Source organism: Citrobacter sp. CRE-46, from assembly GCF_059615875.1.
Genome location: NZ_CM184341.1, coordinates 3,839,580 through 3,861,046 on the forward strand (window position 1 = coordinate 3,839,580; position 21,467 = coordinate 3,861,046).

Below are 21,467 nucleotides of genomic sequence, written 5' to 3' on the forward strand. Positions count from 1 at the left end.
GTATTCCCACACCAGAGTAGGCCCGATAAGCGCAGCGCTATCGGGCAAGAACTCAGCGGTCCCAGTACGACTCTTCGAGACTGTCTTCACGCTCTGGCAAACCGCGCGTCAGGCGTGGTGAATGTTGATTCAGCACCTGATAACTCACGCGATTAGCATATTTACATACCTGGGCTAACGACGAATAGGTCAGCCAGGTGAACTTGTGCTTGCTGGAGTTAGGCACGTTGCTGCGGTGGTAGCTGTTGGCGGTAATATCATGCAGCAATGCCGCCAGCGCGCCGTCGCCAGCGCCGTTGGTGTTCATGATCTTTTCAGGCCCGCCCATATACGGTGCGATGTGCGAATACACGCGCAGCGGATTAGTACAATCTTTATGGCGCATGGCGCGGCTGAATTCATACTGGTTGAATTCGGCAATAGCCCCTGGCAGCAGCGGATGCTGGGTTTTACGTTTGGCTTCCTCTTCCGTAAAGCCCGCCATATACAGACCTGCCGGACCCGCAGTGCACAGCACCAGATCCACCCAATCCAGCGCTTTGTCGGACGCCAGCAGCGGATCGTTCTCGCCGGTCAGCGCTTCGGCCTCTTCTTCATTCATCGCCAGAATGGAGACATGCTCTTTCAGGAATGCCTGCCACCACTGTGGGTTATCGGCAATAACAAATTTGGTACCCAGCGTCAGGACCACCGGCACATTGTGTTTTTTGGCATATTCAATCGCCTTCATGGTCGCTTCCGGCATCGGCTCGCCCGGTTCGCAACGCACCAGATAGGAGGTCAGCACCAGCGCGGAGGCCCCGGCAATAACCGCCTCCGGGATGCTATCCGCCCGCAGCTTATTCATATGTCCGGGGCTGATAGCGAACGTGCGCTCACCGGATTCGCCAATCAGCGTAAAGCAGCGACCAATCGGTCCATTAACGCCCTGCAGGTAGTTCAGATCGGTACGGCTGGAGGTATTACATAAATAACGGTACGCGTAGCTACCAATCTCGATATTGCTGCACATCACGCCCAACAGCACCGAGCGGTCATCTGCCAGCACGGAGTAGTTGTGCATCGTGTTACCGATAGTTCCACCGGCAAACTGATGAGTGATCAAATTGTCACGTACCAGTTCCTGGTAGAGCGCTTCGGCGACATCGTCTGTAATCACCAGAGAGTGCCCGGCGCTTAATCCATAACGCTTTACAAAGTCATCATTAACTTTGGCTTCAATATCTACCAGCGTCTGGTCGATACCCACCACCCAGGCTGCGCTGGTTTCATTTTCAGGCTGAATCTGTTGCAGCAACGGATCGCGCGCGCTGACAGGAAAATAGTGTTTGGATTTACGTTTACCGGGAAATTTCATGGTCGATTTTACGGGTGATTAGCTGAGCGGTGCATGGTAGCACATTCCCCTGTACGCATGCGATGCGGCGCTGAGTTTCAATATCGGACGATGGGATCGCAGTTTATACGGGGGGGATTTCTACAATAAATCACCTTCACAAGGAGCGTTTATGAAGCCGGAAAATAAGATCCCCGTACTCGACAGAATTTCAGACGAAATGAAAACCGTGGTGAATTTTCATCGCGACGATCTGCCGCCCTGGCCCGCCGCCGATGACATCGTGGCCCAGCGCCAACACTATATCCACGAACGGCAATTGTGGAATGCCGATGCCCCGCAGATGAATACCCGAGAATGCGTCATTTCTACCGCGCGCGGCCCCGTTGCCACGCGAATTTATTCTCCGCAACCCCATAGCCAGGCCACGCTGTATTATCTGCACGGCGGCGGTTTCATTCTTGGTAATCTTGATACTCACGATCGCATTATGCGCTTACTGGCGCTTTACACGCAGTGCACGGTAATTGGCATCGACTATTCTCTCTCGCCGGAGGCTCGTTTCCCACAAGCCATCGAGGAGATTGTCGCCGTCTGTCAGTATTATCACCAACACGCGGGCGACTATTCTTTGAATGTGGATCATATTGGTTTTGCCGGTGATTCCGCTGGCGCGATGCTGGCGCTTGCCAGCGCGTTGTGGCTGCGGGACAAACAGATTGCCTGCGGCAAAGTCGCTGGCATATTGCTGTGGTATGGACTTTACGGCCTGCGGGATTCGCCCAGCCGACGGCTGATGGGCGGAGCGTGGGATGGTTTATCGCGGGAGGATCTGCAGATGTACGAAAACGCGTACCTGCGTAGCGCCGACGATCGCGAGTCGCCGTATTATTGCTTATTCAATAACGACCTGACGCGCGACGTGCCGCCATGTTATATCGCCGGCGCGGAGTTCGATCCGTTGATTGACGACAGCCGCTTATTATTTCAGACGCTACAGGCACATCAGCAGCCCTGCCAGTACAAAATGTACCCCGGCACGCTGCACGCCTTCCTGCACTACTCGCGGATGATGAAAACCGCCGACGATGCCTTGCGGGAGGGCGCGCGTTACTTCAAAGCACAACTTTAACGATAGGCTGCGGTCAGTTTAACCATCATTTCGATATGTTCCGGTGTGGCGTTCAGCGCCGGAATATACTCATATTGCTGGCCGCCAGCCTCGAGGAAAATCTCCCGGTTTTGCACCGCGATCTCTTCCAGCGTTTCAAGGCAATCTGCCGCAAAGCCCGGACACATAACCTGGATATGTCGGGTCCCTTTCTCCGCCAGCATTTTTAACGTTTCGTCGGTATACGGCGTCAGCCACGGTTCGCGACCAAAACGCGACTGGAAGGTCATCATCACTTTTTCCGGCGGCAGGCCAAGCGCAGAGACCAGCTCACGCGTCGTATCGCGACAGCGCTGCGGGTAGTCGTCGCCTTCGTCGGCGTAACGCTGTGGAATCCCGTGGTAGGAGAGCAGCAGTAAATCGGGTTCGCCGTGTTTGGCGAAGGAGTCACGGGCACTTTTTGCCAGCGCGTCAATATAAGCGCTGTCATCGGCGTAATCACGAATAAAGGAGACGCCGGGAATACCGCGTTTACGCGCCAGGATGCGCGCGAGTTCATCCCACACCGCCGCCACCGTCGAACAGGAATATTGCGGATACAGGGGTAACACGACAATGTGTTCAACGCCACTTGCCAGCAGTTCGTCGACTGCGCTTTCAAGCGAAGGCGAACCATAGCTCATGCCCAGCGCAACAGGCGTATTGGGCAGGCGTTGTGCCAGCGCCTGCTGTTGTGCCTTGCTGTAGACCATCAGCGGCGAACCCTCTTCCATCCAGATTGACTGGTATAGCTTTGCCACGCGTGGCGCACGCAGCGGCAGGATCACCCCACGCAGCAACGGCCACCACAGCAGGCGGGAAGTATCAACTACACGTTGATCGCTTAAAAACTGGCGCAGGTAGCGTTTAACAGCTTCAGGAGTGGGGGCATCGGGGGTGCCAAGGTTTGCCAGCAGGATACCGGTTTTCGTCTGACGCATTACCGCCTCTTATCGATTCAAATTGTTGATAATTGTAGCGGAAAAGTGATGAAGAAGAACTAATTGCTGCGAGAGGTAAGATGTGAATTTGCCCGATGGCGCTGCGCTTATCTGGCCTACAAAAAAATCATAGGCCGGATAAGGTGTTTACACCGCCATCCGGCATTGACTGCGCTAAAACTTAACCGAGGATTTTTTCCAGCGCTGCGCGCACGTCAGCAACAGCCTGAGTGCCATCAACTTTCGCGTATTTGGTGTTACCCGCCTGCGCTTCTTTAGAGTAGTAGCCGATCAGCGGCGCGGTCATCTGATGGTATTCCACCAGGCGCTTACGTACGGTCTCTTCCTGATCGTCTTTACGGGTGGTCAGCTCTTCGCCGGTTACGTCGTCTTTACCTTCAACCTTAGGCGGGTTGAATTTGATGTGGTAAACGCGGCCAGAAGCAGCGTGTACGCGACGACCCACGATACGGTCAACGATCAGCTCGTCAGGTACGTCGAACTCCAGAACGTAGTCGACGTTGATGCCTGCTTCTTTCATGGCGTCAGCCTGCGGAATAGTACGCGGGAAGCCATCGAGCAGGAAACCATTACGGCAGTCTTCCTGAGCAATACGCTCTTTTACCAGCGCGATCACCAGCTCATCAGTCACCAGCTTACCGGCGTCCATGATGTCTTTCGCTTGTTTGCCCAGCTCGGAGCCAGATTTCACGGCGGCACGCAGCATATCACCGGTGGAGATTTGCGGAATACCATACTTCTCCATGATGAACTGAGCCTGAGTTCCTTTACCCGCGCCCGGAGCGCCAAGCAGAATGATACGCATTACGAAAATCCCCTTAAAGGTTGTCGATATTTTTTAAAAAGCGCTAAACGATACCACCATCACGCAATTGGCTCAAGGAAGACGCCCGACGCTGAAACGGTTAATGGAGGGAAAATTGAAAATAAGGAGTGAAATTGCCGGATGGCGGTGTACACACCTTATCCGGCCTACGAGTAAAAGATATGGTAGGCCGGATACGCGTTAGCGCCATCCGGCATTAGATGATGGCTATCAGGATACCAGCAACTGGTTCATACGGCGGATGAACTGGTTCGGATCTTCCAGCGTGCCGCGTTCGGCGAACAGAGCCTGATCCAGCAGCAGTTCAACCCACTCTTTAAACTGCGTTTCGTCCTGGGTATCCGCCGTGCGTTTTACCAGCACGTGGTCCGGGTTAAGTTCAAAGATATATTTCACGTCCGGTACGGCCTGACCCGCAGCAGCGAACAGTTTCGCCATCTGGGTGCTCATTTCATCCGCATCGGTGGTGACGATGGCCGGCGTGTCGGTCAGACGGTGGGTCAGACGCACGTCTTTGACGCGATCGCCCAGCAGCGTTTTCACGCGTTCAACGAACGGCGTCAGCGCTTTTTCCGCTTCTTTCGCGCTCTCGTCCACTTCATCCGCCAGCTTATCGATGGACTCGTCGGCTTTCGCAACGGACTGGAACGGCTTGCCGTCGAACTCAGTCAGGTAGTTCATCATCCACTCATCGATGCGGTCAGAAAGCAGCAGCACTTCAATGCCTTTCTTACGCAGCAGTTCCAGGTGCGGGCTGCTCTTCGCCGCCGCATAGCTGTCTGCAGTGATGTAGTAGATTTTCTCCTGCCCTTCTTTCATACGGGAGATATAGTCTTCCAGCGACACGGTCTGTGCGGAGGAGTCTGTGTGCGTAGACGCGAAGCGCATCAGCTTAGCGATAGTTTCCTGATTAGCGTGGTCTTCCGCCGGACCTTCTTTCAGCACCAGGCCGAACTGTTTCCAGAAGGTCTGGTATTTTTCGGCGTCATCTTTCGCCAGTTTTTCCAGCATCTGCAATACGCGTTTGGTCAGCGCGCTGCGCAGGTTACGGGTGACGGTGCTGTCCTGCAGGATCTCACGGGAAACGTTCAGCGGCAGATCGTTGGAATCTATCAGGCCGCGCACAAAGCGCAGATAGTTCGGCATAAACTGCTCGGCGTCGTCCATGATGAACACACGCTGAACGTACAGTTTCAGACCATGCTTGTGATCGCGGTTCCACATATCCCACGGCGCCTGCGACGGAATGTACAGCAGGCTGGTGTACTCCTGCTTACCTTCCACACGGTTGTGGCTCCAGGTCAGCGGGTCAGTGAAGTCGTGGGCAATATGCTTGTAGAATTCGTTGTACTCGTCGTCTTTAATTTCCGACTTGTTACGCGTCCACAGCGCCTGCGCCTTGTTGATCTTTTCCCAGGAAACCACGGTCTCGCCGTCTTTCTCTTCAGATTTTTCGATCTCTACCGGCAGCGCGATATGGTCGGAATATTTGCTGATGATGGAACGTACGCGCCAGTCATCAAGGAACTCGTCTTCGCCTTCGCGCAGATGCAAAGTGATTTCGGTGCCGCGATCGTCTTTGGTGATGTCGGCAACGGTGTATTCACCTTCGCCCGCAGATTCCCAGAACACGCCGTTCTCAGGTTTGTCGCCCGCCGCGCGGGTACGTACGGTCACTTTATCGGCCACGATAAACGCCGAGTAGAAGCCAACCCCGAACTGACCGATCAACTGGCTGTCTTTCGCCTGATCGGAGCCCATGGATTCGAGGAAAGATTTGGTGCCGGATTTCGCAATGGTCCCCAGATGATCGATGACGTCATCACGGTTCATCCCCACGCCGTTATCAGCAATGGTCAACGTACGCTTATCTTTATCGAAGGAGACACGCACACGCAGTTCACCGTCCCCCTCGTACAGGTCCGGGTTAGACAGTGCGCGGAAACGCAGCTTGTCTGCCGCATCCGAGGCGTTAGAGATGAGCTCACGCAGGAAGATTTCTTTATTGGAATACAGAGAATGGATCATCAGGTGCAGAAGCTGTTTTACTTCTGACTGAAAACCACGAGTTTCTTGTCCTTTCATGTAGATCTACCTCAACAATGCCATTTTCAATGGTAAAAACACGTTGAGGGTGAAATGGGGACAAGCGCGAAGGATTTCAAGCGGAAGCCGCCGTCGCGGCCTCCGTTTGTTCAGAATTTAATCTTGTGACGCCCGGCCAGAGAGTGCGACAGCGTGGTGCCGTCGACCATTTCCAGCTCGCCGCCGACCGGTACACCATGGGCGATACGGCTGGCTTCAACGCCATACTGCATGCAAAGCTCAGCAATATAGTTGGCGGTCGCCTCTCCTTCGACCGTGGGATTGGTCGCGAGAATCAGTTCGTTGATTTGCTCAGACGCCAGTCGCTGTTCAAGGCGATCCAGCCCGATATCATCAGGGCCAATACCGTCCAGCGGTGACAGGTGCCCCATCAGCACGAAGTAACGTCCAGAAAATTGGCCGGTTTGCTCAATGGCATAGATGTCCGCCGGACTCTCCACCACACAGATCTGACCGTTTTCCTGGCGACGCGGGTTCGAACAGATATTACAGACATCCTGCTCTGTGAAGGTGCGGCAATCGGCACAGTGACCGATTTCCGACATCGCCTTCGTTAACGCCTGCGCCAGACGCATCCCGCCGCTGCGATCGCGCTGAAGTAGCGTGAACGCCATGCGCTGCGCAGACTTCGGGCCAACGCCCGGCAGACAGCGCAGTGCTTCCATAAGCTGAGTTAACAGCGGGCTGGTTTGCATCAGAACGGCATCTTAAAGCCAGGCGGCAGCTGCATTCCGGAAGAAACAGAAGCCATCTTCTCTTTCTGCGTCTCTTCAATGCGACGCGCCGCGTCGTTGAATGCCGCAGCGACCAGGTCTTCCAGCATCTCTTTGTCGTCTTCCAGCAGGCTTGGATCGATCTCCACGCGACGGCAGTTGTGCGCGCCGTTGATGGTCACTTTTACCAGACCCGCGCCAGATTCGCCGGTCACTTCCAGCTTGGCGACTTCTTCCTGCATCTGCTGCATTTTTTCCTGCATCTGCTGGGCCTGTTTCATCAGGTTACCCAGACCGCCTTTACCAAACATAGGCTTCTCTCTCAATCACGTTAAGGGATGACGACCGTCCAACCATCAGGCTGACGATCAAATGGGGCGAATACTCTCTTCGTCCAGGTCTGCATCGAAAAAACGACGCAGCGTCTGAATGTTATTATCCGCAATAATCGACTCACGCGCCTGCGCGAGTTTCTCTTCATAAATGGCCTGACGCCACTCCAGCGGCGTGCGCACCGCAGGATTATCATCTTCAACGATGGTCAATTCAACCGTTGACCCCGTTAAGGTACTCAATGCTTCGGCCAGTTTTTGCTGCGCGCCGCTGGAATTAAGATGCCGTTGCGAGGAACGCAGGTGCAGGCAAACCACGTTGCCATTCTCTTCTTTCCAGGCATTAAGCGCCACCTGCTCCACCAGTTTAGGCAGCGAAAGCTGGCTCACCTGAGCAGCCCAGGGGTCGCGCTCAATGGCTTCTGCCGCCAGCTTTGCCGCCAGTTCCGGCGTTTTTTCATGCTCAAGCGCTTTTTTCAACGCTTTCGGCGTGGCAATGGCTTCTTTAACTTCGGCTACGGGATTGGTCGTTTTCCAGCGATACGCTTCCTTCTTCGCCGGCGCTTTTTCCAGCGCAGAGACGGCCGGACGCGCCTGAACACGCTCCGACACCGAGGCCAGTCTTTCCAGCGCAGCATTATTCACCGGCCGCGCGCGGGAAGCGGCTGCCGGTTCACTCTTTTTTGGTTTGGTTGCTCCCTGAGCGCGTTGCAGTTGGCTGCGCGCCGCCAGCACCTGGCTGGTGGCCTCGGAGAGCGGCACATTCTGTTGCTGTTGCGCTGGCGCAGGCTGCTGCGGTACCTGCGTCGGGGTCATCACCGCAGTCGGCGCGACGGGGGCAAACGACTGGCGCGGGACTTCAGGCTCCGGCAGCGGCATACGCGGATGAAAAGCCAGCGCACGCAGTAGCGTCATTTCGATGCCCATTCGCCTGTCCGGCGCATACGGCAGTTCTTTGCGCCCGATTAACAGGGTTTGGTAGTAAAGCTGTATGTCAGTTGGCGGAACGATTCGCGCCAGTTCGCGCATACGCTGTTCAATGGCGGCCATATCGCTGCCGAGCGCGGCGGGCGAAAGCTGTACCATAGCAATGCGATGCAGCAAAGCCGACATCTCAACCAGCAGCGCTTCCCATTCAATACCCCGCGCGGCGGCGTCGTTCACCAACGTCATAACGCGTTCGCCGTCAGCCGCGACAACCGCTTCAACAAGCGAGAGCGCCTGGTCATCGTCCAATGTGCCGAGCATGGCGCTCACCGCGTCGGTCGACACCTGACCATCGCCGCTGGCGATCGCTTGATCGGTAAGACTCAGCGCATCGCGCAGGCTGCCGTCCGCGGCGCGGGCCAGCAGTTGCAACGCGCGTGGCTCATGGGCGATATGCTCTTGTTTGAGGATATGCTCAAGCTGATGGCGAATCTGTTCAACATCCAGCGCTTTAAGATGGAATTGCAAACAGCGCGACAGGATAGTCACCGGTAACTTCTGCGGATCGGTGGTCGCCAGCAGGAATTTAACGTGTGCAGGCGGCTCTTCGAGCGTTTTCAGCAAGGCGTTAAAGCTGTGGCGCGATAACATGTGCACTTCGTCGATCAAATAGACCTTAAAGCGACCGCGCGCAGGCGCGTACTGGACGTTATCCAGCAGGTCGCGGGTGTCTTCGACTTTGGTGCGTGAGGCGGCGTCGATTTCAATCAGATCGACAAAACGCCCCTGCTCGATTTCACGGCAGTTATCGCACACGCCGCACGGCGTGGCGGTAATACCGGTTTCACAGTTTAGTCCCTTCGCCAGCAAACGGGCGATAGAGGTTTTCCCGACGCCACGGGTGCCGGAAAACAGATAAGCATGATGAATACGCCCTAACGACAAGCCGTTCGCCAGTGCCGTCAGCACATGTTCCTGGCCGACAACGTCAGCAAAGGTTTGTGGGCGCCATTTTCGGGCTAAGACCTGATAACTCATTGGCAGGCTCTGAAAGGCTGGAGGGTGGATTCACAGGAGGATAATGCTAACACAACCTCGCAGCGACGGCGAGGTTGTGTGTCTCGGTATTACTTCAGCCGAGATGAGATAGCCGACTTAGTGACCCGGGAACGGAACCAGGCTATAACAGGTCAGCCCCTGTTTTTCCAGGCGCTGTTCGCCGCCCAGGTCAAACAGGTTGATGATAAAAGCAGCATCGGTCACTTCGCCACCCAGACGGCGGATCAGTTTCACGGTGGCTTCAATCGTGCCGCCGGTTGCCAGCAGGTCGTCCACAACCAGTACCTTATCGCCCGGTTTGATGGCATCAACGTGGATTTCCAGCTGATCGGTGCCGTATTCCAGCTCATAGCTCTCGGCGATCACTTCACGCGGAAGCTTGCGGGGTTTACGTACCGGAACAAAGCCGACGCCCAGACCCAATGCTACCGGCGCGCCAAACAGGAAGCCACGCGCTTCGGTGCCAACCACTTTAGTGATACCCGCATTTTTGTAGCGTTCAACCAGCAATTCAATGCTGAGGGCGTAGGCTTTCGGGTCTTCCAGTAAGCTGGTGACATCGCGAAAAAGAATGCCCGGTTTCGGGTAGTCGTGGATGCTTTTGATGCTATTTTTGAGAAACTCAAGCTGCTGTGCAGTCGCGGTCATAAGTTTGTGCCTGATTAATTCGGTATTACTTCACGGCGCACTATACACTTCATCCTCGACGTGTCTTGAATGATTTTGTGTCTATATTAAGGGCCAGGGTTACATTTGCTTAACCTTTGACCACCTGCGCCTGTGCTCGAAAACGGTCGAATTTACTGGCTGTGAGCGACAATTGCAACAGCGATTATTGCGCTTTACTGCTTTTGTTGTTTTTCATCAATCACCGGGATCCGCCACATAAAAATCAGTAAACAGGCGAGAATAACCAGCAGCAGGCCGCGTACCCACATCATATTGACCAGCCACAGTGAAATACCAAACGTAATCAATATCAGCAAAATAGCGCGCGGCTTTGCGCCCGGCGGCATCGCGCGGTGTTTTTGCCAATGGCGCAGATACCCGCCGAACCACGAACGATACAGCAGCCAATCGTGAAAACGCGGCGATGAGCGGGCAAAACACCAGGCAGCCAACAGGATAAATGGCGTCGTGGGCAATAGCGGCAATACCACGCCCAGCGTTCCTAATACTACCGCTAGCCAGCCAATGATGATTAGAATAATGCGTTGCATAATATGAATACTTAACACAGAGAATCGCTACTTTAGCATAACAGTTCTCATTTTCATCGGAGTGTTGTCGTGAAAACCGTCATGCTGCTACAGACGCTCGAAAACCAGCTTAACCGCCTGCGAAAGCGTTGTGCCCCGTTGGCGCATCATACAACGCTTAGCGCCCGCTTTGACAGGCATCTGTTTCATACTCGCAGCACGTTGCTGCAGGCGTGTCTGGATGAAGCAGAAGATAATCTCACGGCCCTACGCCGCGCGGTGGATCAGCAACAACTCCCCCAAATTAGCTGGCTTGCGGAACACCTTGCTTCACAGTTAGAGGCGATTTCACGCGAAACAGCCAGTTGGTCGCTCAGAGAGTGGGACTGCGCCTCTCCCGGTCTGGCGCGTTGGCAGCGCAAGCGGGTTCAACACCAGGAATTTGAACGCCGGCTGGTTGAAATGACGCGTGAACGCAAGGAGCGCCTGTCCCTGGCTACGGGTTTTGAAGAACAACAGAAATTGCATCGTGAAGTAGAAGCATTCGAGGCGCGACTGACGCGCTGTCGCCATGCGCTGGCAAGAATAGAAGCCGTGCTGGCGCGTTTAACCCGTTAATACCCGGAGAATTTATGTCATTAGAGAACGCCCCGGACGAGGTCAAACTGGCCGTCGATTTGATTGTTTTACTTGAAGAAAATCAGCTTCCAGCACGCACAGTGCTACGCGCGCTGGAGATCGTTATGCGCGATTATGAAAATAAGCTTAAAAGTGCGGAAGGCGCCTCGCAAACTGATTGATTGCCCTCTGGTCTGTCATTGGCTTCGATGTCAGAGTCGTCGCAACATCACGACGATAACGGACAGATCATGGAACGGCTCCCCACCACGCCGCACGATGCGGTCTTTCGGCAAATGCTGACGCAAAAAGAGGTCGCCCGAGATTTTTTGCAGATCCATCTGCCTCGAGCGTTTCTCAATATATGCGATATGGAAACATTAACGCTGGAATCAGGCAGCTTTATTGAGGACGATTTACGCACCTGCTATTCAGATATCCTCTATTCCCTGCAAACAACACATGGACCCGGCTACGTTTATGCGCTGATTGAGCATCAGAGTAAACCCGATAAATTAATGGCCTTTCGCCTGATGCGCTACGCTGTTGCTGCTATGCAGCATCACCTTAACGCCGGGCATAAAACCTTACCTTTGGTGGTACCTGTACTGTTTTATCATGGTACGGAAAGCCCGTGGCCCTATACTCTCAACTGGCATCAGTTGTTTAGCGAGCCACAGCTTGCGAAAGCGCTTTATGGCAATGAATTTGCGCTGGTAGACCTGACCATTATGCCAGATAATCAGATCATGCAGCATCAACGGGTAGCGATGCTGGAACTCCTGCAAAAACATATTCGGCAACGCGATCTGAGCGAGTTATTGGATCAACTCATTACGCTCTTAACGCAGGATCGCCTGACAGAATATCAGCTCGACGTTTTGATTAATTACATGCTGAAAGCAGGAAATACCACGGAACCCGGCGTACTTGTCCGCCAACTGGCGCAGAGTGCGCCACAGTACAAGGAACAGCTGATGACAATTGCTGAATGGTTAGAAGAAAAAGGTAGAGCGGAAGGCATGCAGCAAGGGCTGGAAAAAGGGTTAGAAGAAGGTCGGCAGGCAGAAGCGCGTGATATCGCACAAAAAATGCTCGCCCGCGGCCTGGAACCGGATCTGATTACACACCTTACGGGCCTGACGCAGGAAGAACTGACAGCGCTGACTCACTAAATACAATCAGGGCGGCAAAATGGCCGCCCTGATTGCAACTTAACCTACCGAAGGCGTCGGATCATCACCTTTGATGATGTCACGCTTAACCTCGGTCACGGTGTCCCCTTTCGCATTATGCAGGTGCACTTCGAGCTGGTTAAAGGCGATATCAATGTCATTTTCACGACACAAACGATCGACCGCACGGTTAAGTTCGTCAACCGTATGGCTACGATCGCGCAGTTCACGCACGTATAAACGCAGCTCATGATCCAAGGTGCTGGCGCCGAAGGCGGTAAAGAACACCGCTGGTTCTGGATCGTGCATCACTTTCGGGTGTTCCATCGCCGCCTGCAACAGCACTTTCTTCACTTTCTCCAGATCCGAACCGTAGGCCACGCCAATGCGGATCACCAGACGCGTAGTGGTATCGGAAAGCGACCAGTTAATCAAACGCTCCGTCACAAAGGCTTTGTTCGGGATGATCACCTCTTTGCGATCAAAGTCGGTAATAGTGGTGGCACGAATACGGATCTTGCTGACCGTTCCCGAGAATGTTCCGATAGTCACGGTATCACCGATGCGTACCGGGCGCTCAAACAGAATAATCAGACCGGAAACAAAGTTACCGAAAATCTCCTGTAAACCAAAACCAAGACCAACCGACAAGGCTGCGGCCAGCCACTGTAGTTTATCCCACGAGACGCCGAGCGAACCGAAGACCGTCATCGCACCGATGGCGATGATCGCATAGTTAAGAATGGTGGTGATCGCATACGACGCTCCCTGGCGCATCTTCAATCGCGAGAGCACCAGCACTTCCAACAGGCCGGGTAAGTTGCGAATCAGCGCCCATGCGACCATTGACGCAATAATCGCAAACAGCAGGCTGCCCATGGTGACGCTTTTCACCACTGCGGCCCCCGCTTCTGTAGCGTTATAATGCCAGAGCGTAATGCTGTCGAGGTAACTGAACACGGTGATCAGATCGGACCAAATTGCCCAGAACAGAACACCAAACAACGCAACCATCACCAGCATGGTGATACGTAAGGTTTGCTGGTTAACCTGCTCCAGCGCAATGGTCGGTTCTTCTTGCGGTTCTGCGCCTTCTGCCCCTTCTTTCACCAGGTTCTGACGACGCGCTAACGCACGACGCCAGGCGATGCGCCGCGCCGCCACGCTCAACCCGCGGAGCACTGTCTGATACAACAGGTTCCAGACAATAACCAGATAAACCGTTTCAATCCAGCGGCCCGACAAGCGCAGCGTGGTGTAGAAATACCCTGTCGCCGTCAGCACCATCAATGCAATCGGGATAATAGACAGCACGGTAATGGTGACCAGACGCAGACCATGCGACTCTTTGTCACGCCAGCTTTCACGGCACATTGGCCATACCAGGAAGGCGATCAGCAACAGGTTGAGGAAAATAACGGACTGACCAAGCACATCATCCATCAGATTGAGCGGCGACAGTTCAGCAACAACTGACCAGAAGTTAAGCGGTAACAACGCCAGGCTAATACGCACAATCTGGCGACGCCAGTGGCTGGTTTGCTTTGCAGGCATGCCAAAATGGCGTATCGCCACACCATCTTTTTCCAGCACCTTCCAGCACAGACCAAATACCAGCCAGAAGACGGTCATCTTCTTACTGAACGCCCACAGCAGGTCGCTGATATTCAGCTGCATGGTAAGCAGAATCAGCCCCACGGCGAGGATAATCAGACACGCTGGCAGCGCTCTGATGAGATCGATCAGTATCGCTTTTGGCGTATTGAGCTGACTGTCATTACGCAGGTTGCCTACCGCGGCGGCTAATTTCGCCTGATATTCTTTCAGCCATTTCAAACGCCAGCGGATTAACCCGGCAATGAGCAGCAGCGGCAATCCTGCCAGGAAGGCAATAAATACCGCTGGCCAGGCTTTTTCCCAGTTCACGGTGATTTTCATCGACTTAAACTGGTCTTTAAGCGTTTGCGGGAAGGCTTTGATCCAGTCCCAGTCCATTGGACGGTTACTGTTAACCCAAAAAATTTGCTGGGTGAGGATCCCTTTCAGGTTTTTCGACACGCTCATCAACTGCTGCTGGTTGATTTGCAGGTTAATCGCCATCATCAACTGGTTGCCCAGTTGCTTATTCAGCTGATCCAACAGCTCCCGGCGCATATCCACGACCTGCAGCAGGGCATCATGGACTTCACCGTTGACTTCGTTGCTGTGCCCTTCTTCCAGTTTGGCGACAAACGCATCATTCTGGAACAGGGCGTCACGCTGCTGGTTGACCTCAAATTGTTCCAGACGCAAATCGGCGATCCGGTTGGTCATATCAGCAAGCTCATCTGCCGACGGCAGCGTTTGTTGCTGCTGGTACAGAATACGTGACAACAACAGACTGCCTTTCAGGACGGCGATCTGTTCTTTAATATTGCGTTCGGATTGCAGCGCGCGATCGAGCCAGTTTTTAACCTTAATATTTTGCTGCATCAGGTTATTGCCGTTTTCGGTCGCGGCGATCAGACGCTGGCTAAGCTGATGGTTGACGTCCAGTTCCTGCTTCACTAACGGATTAGACTGAATACGCTCAGCTTCGTCAGGCGATACCGCTTCCTGCGCCGTCTTTTCGGTTAACGTCAGCCGTTTGCTGTTTACAGCCTCTTGCAGGAGCTGGAGCTGATGCTCAAGACGATTGCTGTTTGCCGTCACGTAATCGCGTTGTTTTTGCAAGGTGTCCTGCAAAATCGTATTGCCTTCAAGGCTTTTACGCTGTTGGTCGATCTGCGCGTTCAGTAGCGCTTGCTGCGCCTGCAGAAGCACCTGCTGGCTGGGGCGCAACGCCGCCTCCCCCACATTATTACCATCAAGCCGATTGCGGATTTGCTGCATTTGCTGCGACGCGGTGTACATCGCATTTTGCACGCGCTCTGGCTGAGTCTGCAGCGATACCAGTTGGCTGTTATAAGCGGCCAAATCATTTTGCGCGCTTTGCAGGTCATCCAATACCTGCGCCACGCGCGACTCCAGTTGACGTAAGGAGAGCGTACTCAGCGTTTTTCGCGTTTCATCGTCATTATCAACATCACTGAGCGAATTTAGCGCATCCGTCGCCTGACGCATTTTCTCCGGCGCCTCGGCAACTTTCTGCCGAAGCTGTACGGTCTCATCTTTCACGCGATCGATTTTATCCAGCGTGGCGATGGTATCGGTCAGATCCTGCTGAACCAGCTTATCCTGCGCGGAGAGATCTTTTTGTTTATTCAGCGCGTCCAGTTGGCTCTGAATATCCGCTTTCGTCGGCAGATCCCCACTCTGTTGCGCCCGTGCAAATGCTGACGACTGGCAAGAAAGCAATAGAATGAAGAAAAGAAAGGTAATAGCAATAAGATGCTGTGAACGTTTATAGAGCTGCAACATAGTCATGAGAATGAACGTTTCTGAACCGGAAAAGTGACCGGAAATAGTCAAGCGGCAAGAATATCACGGCTGTGAGCAGCAGAATAGCAGCAGGCAAAACGACCAGGATAATTCCTGGTTCAGACCGCAAAAGTTAGCAGGATTTCGCCACGTTAACCCGCAGGCTTGGGCAGAGAAGACACATCTCCAGTAGTACTGCGACGTATTCACGCGCGTCTTTTTTCAGATCAAAAGATTCAGGAGCAAATAACCAGTTCTCTATAATTCCCGTAACATAGCTACGCAACAGCACCGCCACGCGACGCGTGTTCAGATTTTCCGGCAGCATGTTGGCATTCATGCACTGCCGCAATGTTTGTTCGATACGGTCGTAATTTTCAATACACAGACTGCGTTGAGCCAACTGAACAGAGGCCATTTCCCCGACAAATTCGCATTTGTGGAATATAATTTCCAACAACAAACGTCGGCGTTCTTCTGTCACGGTAGCTTCAAGAACGTAAATTAAAATTTCTCTTAATACTGATAGTGGATCGTCGGGGAATTTTGCTTGATACTCAGTCTCTAACTCATCAATGTTAGGTTTTGCTAGCTCCCAAATTTCACTGAATAAATCCGATTTGTTTTTGAAATGCCAATAGATTGCGCCGCGCGTGACACCAGCGGCTTTTGCGATCTCCGCAAGCGAGGTGGATGATACCCCTTGTTGCGAAAACAAACGCAGAGCAACATCGAGAATGTGCTGTCGTGTTTCCTGTGCTTGTTGTTTGGTTTTTCGTGCCATAGGTCAGTGAATTTACAGGCGTTAGATTTACATACATTTGTGAATGTATGTACCATAGCACGACGATAATATAAACGCAGCAATGGGTTTATGGGCTTTAAGCCATTGATCAATTTGAAATCGGACACTCGAGGTTTACATATGAACAAAAACAGAGGGTTAACGCCTCTGGCAGTCGTTCTGATGCTCTCAGGCAGCTTAGCGCTAACAGGATGTGACGACAAACAGGCCCAACAAGGGGGCCAGCAGATGCCAGAGGTTGGAGTTGTTACGCTCAAAACTGAACCTCTACAAATAACAACCGAACTCCCGGGTCGCACCAGTGCGTATCGCATTGCAGAAGTTCGTCCTCAGGTTAGCGGTATTATCCTGAAGCGTAATTTCACGGAAGGTGGTGACATCGAAGCGGGTGTATCTCTCTATCAGATTGATCCTGCGACTTACCAGGCCGCTTATGAGAGCGCAAAAGGCGATCTGGCCAAAGCACAAGCCGCAGCAAATATCGCTCAACTGACGGTCAAACGTTATCAGAAACTGTTGGGTACTAAGTACATCAGTCAACAGGATTACGATAGCGCGCTGGCAGACGCACAGCAGGCGAACGCCGCCGTTGTCGCCGCGAAAGCCGCAGTAGAAACTGCACGCATCAATCTGGCCTATACCAAAGTGACGTCGCCGATCAGCGGCCGCATTGGTAAGTCATCCGTTACGGAAGGCGCTCTGGTGCAAAACGGTCAGGCGACCGCACTGGCTACCGTTCAGCAATTGGACCCTATCTATGTAGACGTGACGCAGTCAAGTAACGACTTCCTGCGCCTGAAACAAGAGTTGGCCAACGGCACGCTGAAGCAAGAGAACGGTAAAGCGAAAGTCGAGCTGGTGACCAATGACGGCATCAAGTTCCCGCAGGCCGGTACGCTGGAGTTTTCCGATGTTACGGTAGATCAAACCACCGGTTCGATTACGTTACGCGCCATCTTCCCTAACCCGGATCACACCTTACTACCGGGAATGTTCGTCCGTGCTCGTCTGGAAGAAGGGACTAACCCAACTGCATTACTGGTTCCGCAGCAAGGCGTTACCCGCACACCGCGTGGCGATGCCAGTGCCTTGGTTATCGGTGCAGATAACAAAGTTGAAATGCGTCAAATTGTCGCCGCACAAGCGATTGGCGATAAATGGTTAGTCACTGATGGACTTAAGCCGGGCGACCGCGTGATTGTCACTGGGTTGCAAAAAGTACGTCCTGGCGCGCAGGTAAAAGCCCAGGAGATTACCGCGGATAACAACCAGCAAGCCGCAAGCGGTAGCCAGCCTGAACAGTCCAAGTCTTAACTTAAACAGGAGCCGTTAAGACATGCCTAATTTCTTTATCGATCGCCCAATATTTGCGTGGGTGATCGCCATTATCATCATGTTGGCAGGGGGGCTCGCGATCCTCAAATTGCCGGTAGCGCAATATCCGACTATTGCACCGCCAGCAGTGACGATCTCCGCGACCTACCCTGGCGCTGATGCCAAAACAGTACAGGATACTGTTACGCAGGTTATCGAACAGAATATGAACGGTATCGATAACCTGATGTACATGTCCTCAAACAGTGACTCCACGGGTACCGTGCAGATCACCCTAACCTTCCAGTCTGGTACTGATGCGGACATCGCGCAGGTACAGGTGCAGAACAAACTGCAGCTGGCTATGCCGTTACTGCCGCAGGAAGTACAGCAGCAAGGGGTTAGCGTTGAGAAGTCATCCAGCAGCTTCCTGATGGTCGTCGGTGTTATCAACACCAATGGCACCATGACGCAGGAGGATATTTCCGACTACGTTGGTGCCAACATGAAGGACGCCATTAGCCGTACTTCAGGCGTGGGCGATGTTCAGCTGTTCGGTTCACAGTACGCAATGCGTATCTGGATGGATCCGAACAAACTGAACAATTTCCAGCTGACGCCGGTTGATGTCATCAACGCAATCAAAGCGCAAAACGCCCAGGTTGCAGCCGGTCAGTTAGGTGGTACGCCGCCGGTGAAAGGCCAGCAGCTTAACGCGTCGATCATCGCGCAGACCCGTCTGACCTCCGCCGATGAGTTCAGCAAAATTCTGCTGAAAGTGAATCAGGATGGTTCCCAGGTTCGTTTACGTGACGTGGCGAAAGTGGAGCTGGGCGGCGAGAACTACGACATCATTGCGAAGTTCAACGGTAAACCAGCATCCGGTCTGGGTATCAAGCTGGCGACAGGCGCTAACGCCCTGGACACGGCAAACGCTATCCGCGATGAACTGAAGAAGATGGAACCGTTCTTCCCGTCAGGTCTGAAGATCGTTTACCCATATGACACCACGCCGTTCGTGAAAATCTCTATTCACGAAGTGGTGAAAACGCTGGCGGAAGCAATCATCCTCGTGTTCCTGGTCATGTATCTGTTCCTGCAGAACTTCCGCGCGACGTTGATTCCGACTATCGCTGTGCCAGTGGTGCTGTTGGGTACGTTTGCTGTCCTTGCGATTTTCGGCTTCTCGATAAACACCCTGACGATGTTCGGGATGGTGCTCGCCATCGGCCTGTTGGTGGATGACGCCATCGTGGTGGTCGAGAACGTTGAACGTGTTATGGCGGAAGAAGGACTACCGCCGAAGGAAGCGACACGTAAATCAATGGGCCAGATTCAGGGCGCGCTGGTGGGTATCGCAATGGTGCTGTCAGCGGTATTTATCCCGATGGCATTCTTCGGGGGTTCTACCGGTGCAATTTACCGTCAGTTCTCCATCACCATTGTTTCCGCGATGGCGTTGTCAGTACTGGTGGCATTGATTCTGACCCCTGCCCTGTGTGCGACCATGCTCAAACCGATTGCTAAAGGCGATCACGGAGAAGGTAAAAAAGGCTTCTTCGGCTGGTTTAACCGCATGTTCGATAAGAGCACGCACCATTACACCGACAGCGTGGGCGGTATTCTGCGCAGCACCGGTCGTTATCTGGCGCTGTATCTGATCATCGTCGTGGGCATGGCCTATCTGTTCGTTCGTCTGCCAAGTTCGTTCCTGCCAGATGAAGACCAGGGGGTATTCCTGTCAATGGCTCAGCTGCCAGCGGGTGCAACGCAAGAGCGTACCCAGAAGGTGCTGGATGAAATGACGGATTACTATCTGACGAAAGAAAAAGCGAACGTTGAATCGGTATTTGCCGTTAACGGCTTCGGTTTTGCGGGTCGTGGTCAGAACACCGGTATCGCGTTCGTCTCACTGAAAGACTGGAGCGAACGTCCAGGTAAAGAGAATAAAGTTGAGGCGATTACCGAGCGTGCGATGGGCGCATTCTCGCAGATTAAAGATGCAATGGTCTTTGCCTTCAACCTGCCAGCGATTGTGGAGTTAGGTACCGCTACTGGTTTTGACTTCCAGTTGATTGACCAGGCTGGTTTGGGTCATGAAAAACTGACCCAGGCGCGTAACCAACTGTTTGGTGAAGTTGCGAAACATCCTGATCTGTTAGTCGGCGTACGTCCTAACGGTCTGGAAGATACGCCGCAGTTCAAGATCGATATCGATCAGGAAAAAGCGCAGGCGCTGGGTGTTTCCATTAGTGATATTAATACAACGCTGGGTGCCGCATGGGGCGGAAGCTACGTGAATGACTTCATCGACCGTGGTCGTGTGAAGAAAGTTTACGTCATGTCTGAAGCGAAATACCGTATGTTGCCGGAAGATATTGGCAACTGGTACGTGCGCGGCAGCGATGGACAGATGGTCCCATTCTCCGCCTTCTCTACCTCACGCTGGGAATACGGTTCACCGCGTCTGGAACGCTATAACGGTCTGCCTTCCATGGAGATCTTAGGCCAGGCCGCACCGGGTAAAAGTACCGGTGAAGCGATGGCGATGATGGAGCAACTGGCCAGCAAACTGCCATCCGGTATCGGTTATGACTGGACGGGTATGTCCTACCAGGAACGACTGTCCGGTAACCAGGCCCCTGCCCTGTATGCCATTTCACTGATCGTCGTCTTCCTGTGTCTGGCGGCATTGTACGAGAGCTGGTCAATTCCGTTCTCCGTTATGCTGGTAGTACCGTTGGGGGTTATCGGCGCATTGCTGGCGGCGACATTCCGCGGTCTGACCAACGACGTATACTTCCAGGTAGGCCTGCTCACAACCATTGGGTTGTCGGCGAAGAACGCGATACTTATCGTCGAATTCGCCAAAGATCTGATGGATAAAGAAGGCAAAGGTCTGATAGAGGCGACGCTGGACGCGGTCCGCATGCGTTTACGTCCGATCCTCATGACGTCACTGGCCTTTATTCTGGGTGTAATGCCGCTGGTAATCAGCTCCGGCGCAGGTTCCGGCGCGCAGAACGCCGTTGGTACTGGCGTAATGGGCGGGATGGTGACGGCAACCGTGTTGGCTATCTTCTTTGTTCCGGTGTTCTTTGTGGTGGTACGCCGCCGCTTTAGCCGCAAAAATGAAGATATTGAGCATAGCCACTCAGTCGATCATCATTGATACCTTTCTAAAGATAAGGCCGCGCAAGCGGCCTTTTTTCTGGAAAAATCATAAAATCCACTTATTGAAATTCGGTTTATTTTCTCCGGCTTAAATAAGCGATATAATCCCTGTAGCCTTAAAGGCTATTCTTAAAAAGTGTTGAGAGTTCTTATTTACCTTAATAAATATTAAGATTATTCCTGGTTATCGCGCCATCCTGGCGGTTGTTGCCTGTCGTTGCGATAGCTAATGAAGATAACCCGATGATTGCCCGAAGAATAAAGAAATTGTCCGATTTCAAATAACTGTACTTATCTGTTAAAATGTAAAAATGACGCCACGTCATAATTTTGCATAATTGTAATTTTTCGTGATATGACGATGAAATCTTT

General features: G+C 53.1%; 17 protein-coding genes and 1 other annotated feature. Of the genes, 6 read left to right on the forward strand and 11 right to left on the reverse strand.

What is annotated here, in order from left to right; translation table 11 throughout:
* Window positions 1-52: 52 nt before the first annotated feature.
* Complete coding sequence (gene gsk / locus AC534G_RS18835; protein WP_038638375.1) at window positions 53-1,357, reverse strand: inosine/guanosine kinase; 1,305 nt, start codon at window positions 1,355-1,357, stop codon at window positions 53-55.
* Window positions 1,358-1,508: 151 nt separating this feature from the next.
* On the opposite strand from gsk, the gene aes reads away from it, so the two are divergent.
* The gene (gene aes / locus AC534G_RS18840; protein ID WP_110498624.1) at window positions 1,509-2,468 is read left to right on the forward strand and encodes an acetyl esterase; all 960 of its coding nucleotides are present in this window, start codon (window positions 1,509-1,511) and stop codon (window positions 2,466-2,468) included.
* Here the strand turns inward: aes and hemH are convergent.
* The 8 genes from hemH to AC534G_RS18880 form a co-directional block, all read right to left on the reverse strand.
* A complete protein-coding gene (gene hemH, locus AC534G_RS18845) occupies window positions 2,465-3,427 on the reverse strand; it encodes a ferrochelatase (RefSeq protein ID WP_038638369.1) in 963 nt (320 codons plus the stop codon). The two genes, aes and hemH, sit on opposite strands and share 4 nt — an antisense overlap.
* A 181-nt stretch (window positions 3,428-3,608) precedes the next feature.
* Window positions 3,609-4,253, reverse strand: coding sequence for an adenylate kinase (gene adk / locus AC534G_RS18850; protein WP_003021773.1), 645 nt, complete (start codon window positions 4,251-4,253; stop codon window positions 3,609-3,611).
* A gap of 231 nt (window positions 4,254-4,484) precedes the next feature.
* Window positions 4,485-6,359 carry a molecular chaperone HtpG gene (gene htpG, locus AC534G_RS18855; RefSeq protein ID WP_110498625.1) on the reverse strand — a complete coding sequence of 625 codons (1,875 nt, stop codon included), beginning with the start codon at window positions 6,357-6,359 and terminating at the stop codon, window positions 4,485-4,487.
* 110 nt (window positions 6,360-6,469) lie between these two features.
* Window positions 6,470-7,075: a recombination mediator RecR gene (gene recR, locus AC534G_RS18860; RefSeq protein ID WP_003021767.1), complete on the reverse strand. Its 606-nt coding sequence runs from the start codon at window positions 7,073-7,075 to the stop codon at window positions 6,470-6,472.
* Window positions 7,075-7,404 carry a YbaB/EbfC family nucleoid-associated protein gene (locus tag AC534G_RS18865; RefSeq protein ID WP_003021764.1) on the reverse strand — a complete coding sequence of 110 codons (330 nt, stop codon included), beginning with the start codon at window positions 7,402-7,404 and terminating at the stop codon, window positions 7,075-7,077. The genes recR and AC534G_RS18865 overlap by 1 nt, the downstream gene beginning before the upstream one ends.
* 57 nt (window positions 7,405-7,461) lie before the next feature.
* Window positions 7,462-9,390, reverse strand: coding sequence for a DNA polymerase III subunit gamma/tau (gene dnaX / locus AC534G_RS18870; RefSeq protein WP_110498626.1), 1,929 nt, complete (start codon window positions 9,388-9,390; stop codon window positions 7,462-7,464).
* Window positions 8,065-8,129 (reverse strand) — a sequence feature (DnaX frameshifting element). Its footprint overlaps the gene before it by 65 nt.
* Window positions 9,391-9,507: 117 nt before the next feature.
* A complete protein-coding gene (gene apt / locus AC534G_RS18875) occupies window positions 9,508-10,059 on the reverse strand; it encodes an adenine phosphoribosyltransferase (RefSeq protein ID WP_006685676.1) in 552 nt (183 codons plus the stop codon).
* A gap of 194 nt (window positions 10,060-10,253) precedes the next feature.
* The gene (locus AC534G_RS18880; protein ID WP_038638360.1) at window positions 10,254-10,631 is read right to left on the reverse strand and encodes a DUF454 family protein; all 378 of its coding nucleotides are present in this window, start codon (window positions 10,629-10,631) and stop codon (window positions 10,254-10,256) included.
* 69 nt (window positions 10,632-10,700) lie between these two features.
* On the opposite strand from AC534G_RS18880, the gene priC reads away from it, so the two are divergent.
* The 3 genes from priC (at window position 10,701) to AC534G_RS18895 (ending at window position 12,403) form a co-directional block, all read left to right on the forward strand.
* Window positions 10,701-11,228: a primosomal replication protein N'' gene (gene priC / locus AC534G_RS18885; RefSeq protein WP_110498627.1), complete on the forward strand. Its 528-nt coding sequence runs from the start codon at window positions 10,701-10,703 to the stop codon at window positions 11,226-11,228.
* Window positions 11,229-11,242: 14 nt separating this feature from the next.
* A complete protein-coding gene (rsmS, locus tag AC534G_RS18890) occupies window positions 11,243-11,410 on the forward strand; it encodes a pleiotropic regulatory protein RsmS (RefSeq protein ID WP_006685679.1) in 168 nt (55 codons plus the stop codon).
* A 69-nt stretch (window positions 11,411-11,479) separates the two neighbouring features.
* Complete coding sequence (locus AC534G_RS18895) at window positions 11,480-12,403, forward strand: Rpn family recombination-promoting nuclease/putative transposase (protein ID WP_038638355.1); 924 nt, start codon at window positions 11,480-11,482, stop codon at window positions 12,401-12,403.
* Between the two features lie 39 nt (window positions 12,404-12,442).
* Here the strand turns inward: AC534G_RS18895 and mscK are convergent, their stop codons facing one another.
* Window positions 12,443-15,808 carry a mechanosensitive channel MscK gene (gene mscK / locus AC534G_RS18900; RefSeq protein ID WP_069323970.1) on the reverse strand — a complete coding sequence of 1,122 codons (3,366 nt, stop codon included), beginning with the start codon at window positions 15,806-15,808 and terminating at the stop codon, window positions 12,443-12,445.
* 127 nt (window positions 15,809-15,935) lie between these two features.
* Window positions 15,936-16,586, reverse strand: a complete 651-nt coding sequence (gene acrR / locus AC534G_RS18905; RefSeq protein WP_069323969.1) for a multidrug efflux transporter transcriptional repressor AcrR — start codon at window positions 16,584-16,586, stop codon at window positions 15,936-15,938.
* Window positions 16,587-16,727: 141 nt separating this feature from the next.
* On the opposite strand from acrR, the gene acrA reads away from it, so the two are divergent.
* Both acrA and acrB read left to right on the forward strand, forming a co-directional pair.
* Window positions 16,728-17,921 carry a multidrug efflux RND transporter periplasmic adaptor subunit AcrA gene (gene acrA, locus AC534G_RS18910; RefSeq protein ID WP_038638348.1) on the forward strand — a complete coding sequence of 398 codons (1,194 nt, stop codon included), beginning with the start codon at window positions 16,728-16,730 and terminating at the stop codon, window positions 17,919-17,921.
* A gap of 22 nt (window positions 17,922-17,943) precedes the next feature.
* Window positions 17,944-21,093: an efflux RND transporter permease AcrB gene (gene acrB, locus AC534G_RS18915; protein ID WP_038638345.1), complete on the forward strand. Its 3,150-nt coding sequence runs from the start codon at window positions 17,944-17,946 to the stop codon at window positions 21,091-21,093.
* Window positions 21,094-21,467 lie beyond the last annotated feature (374 nt).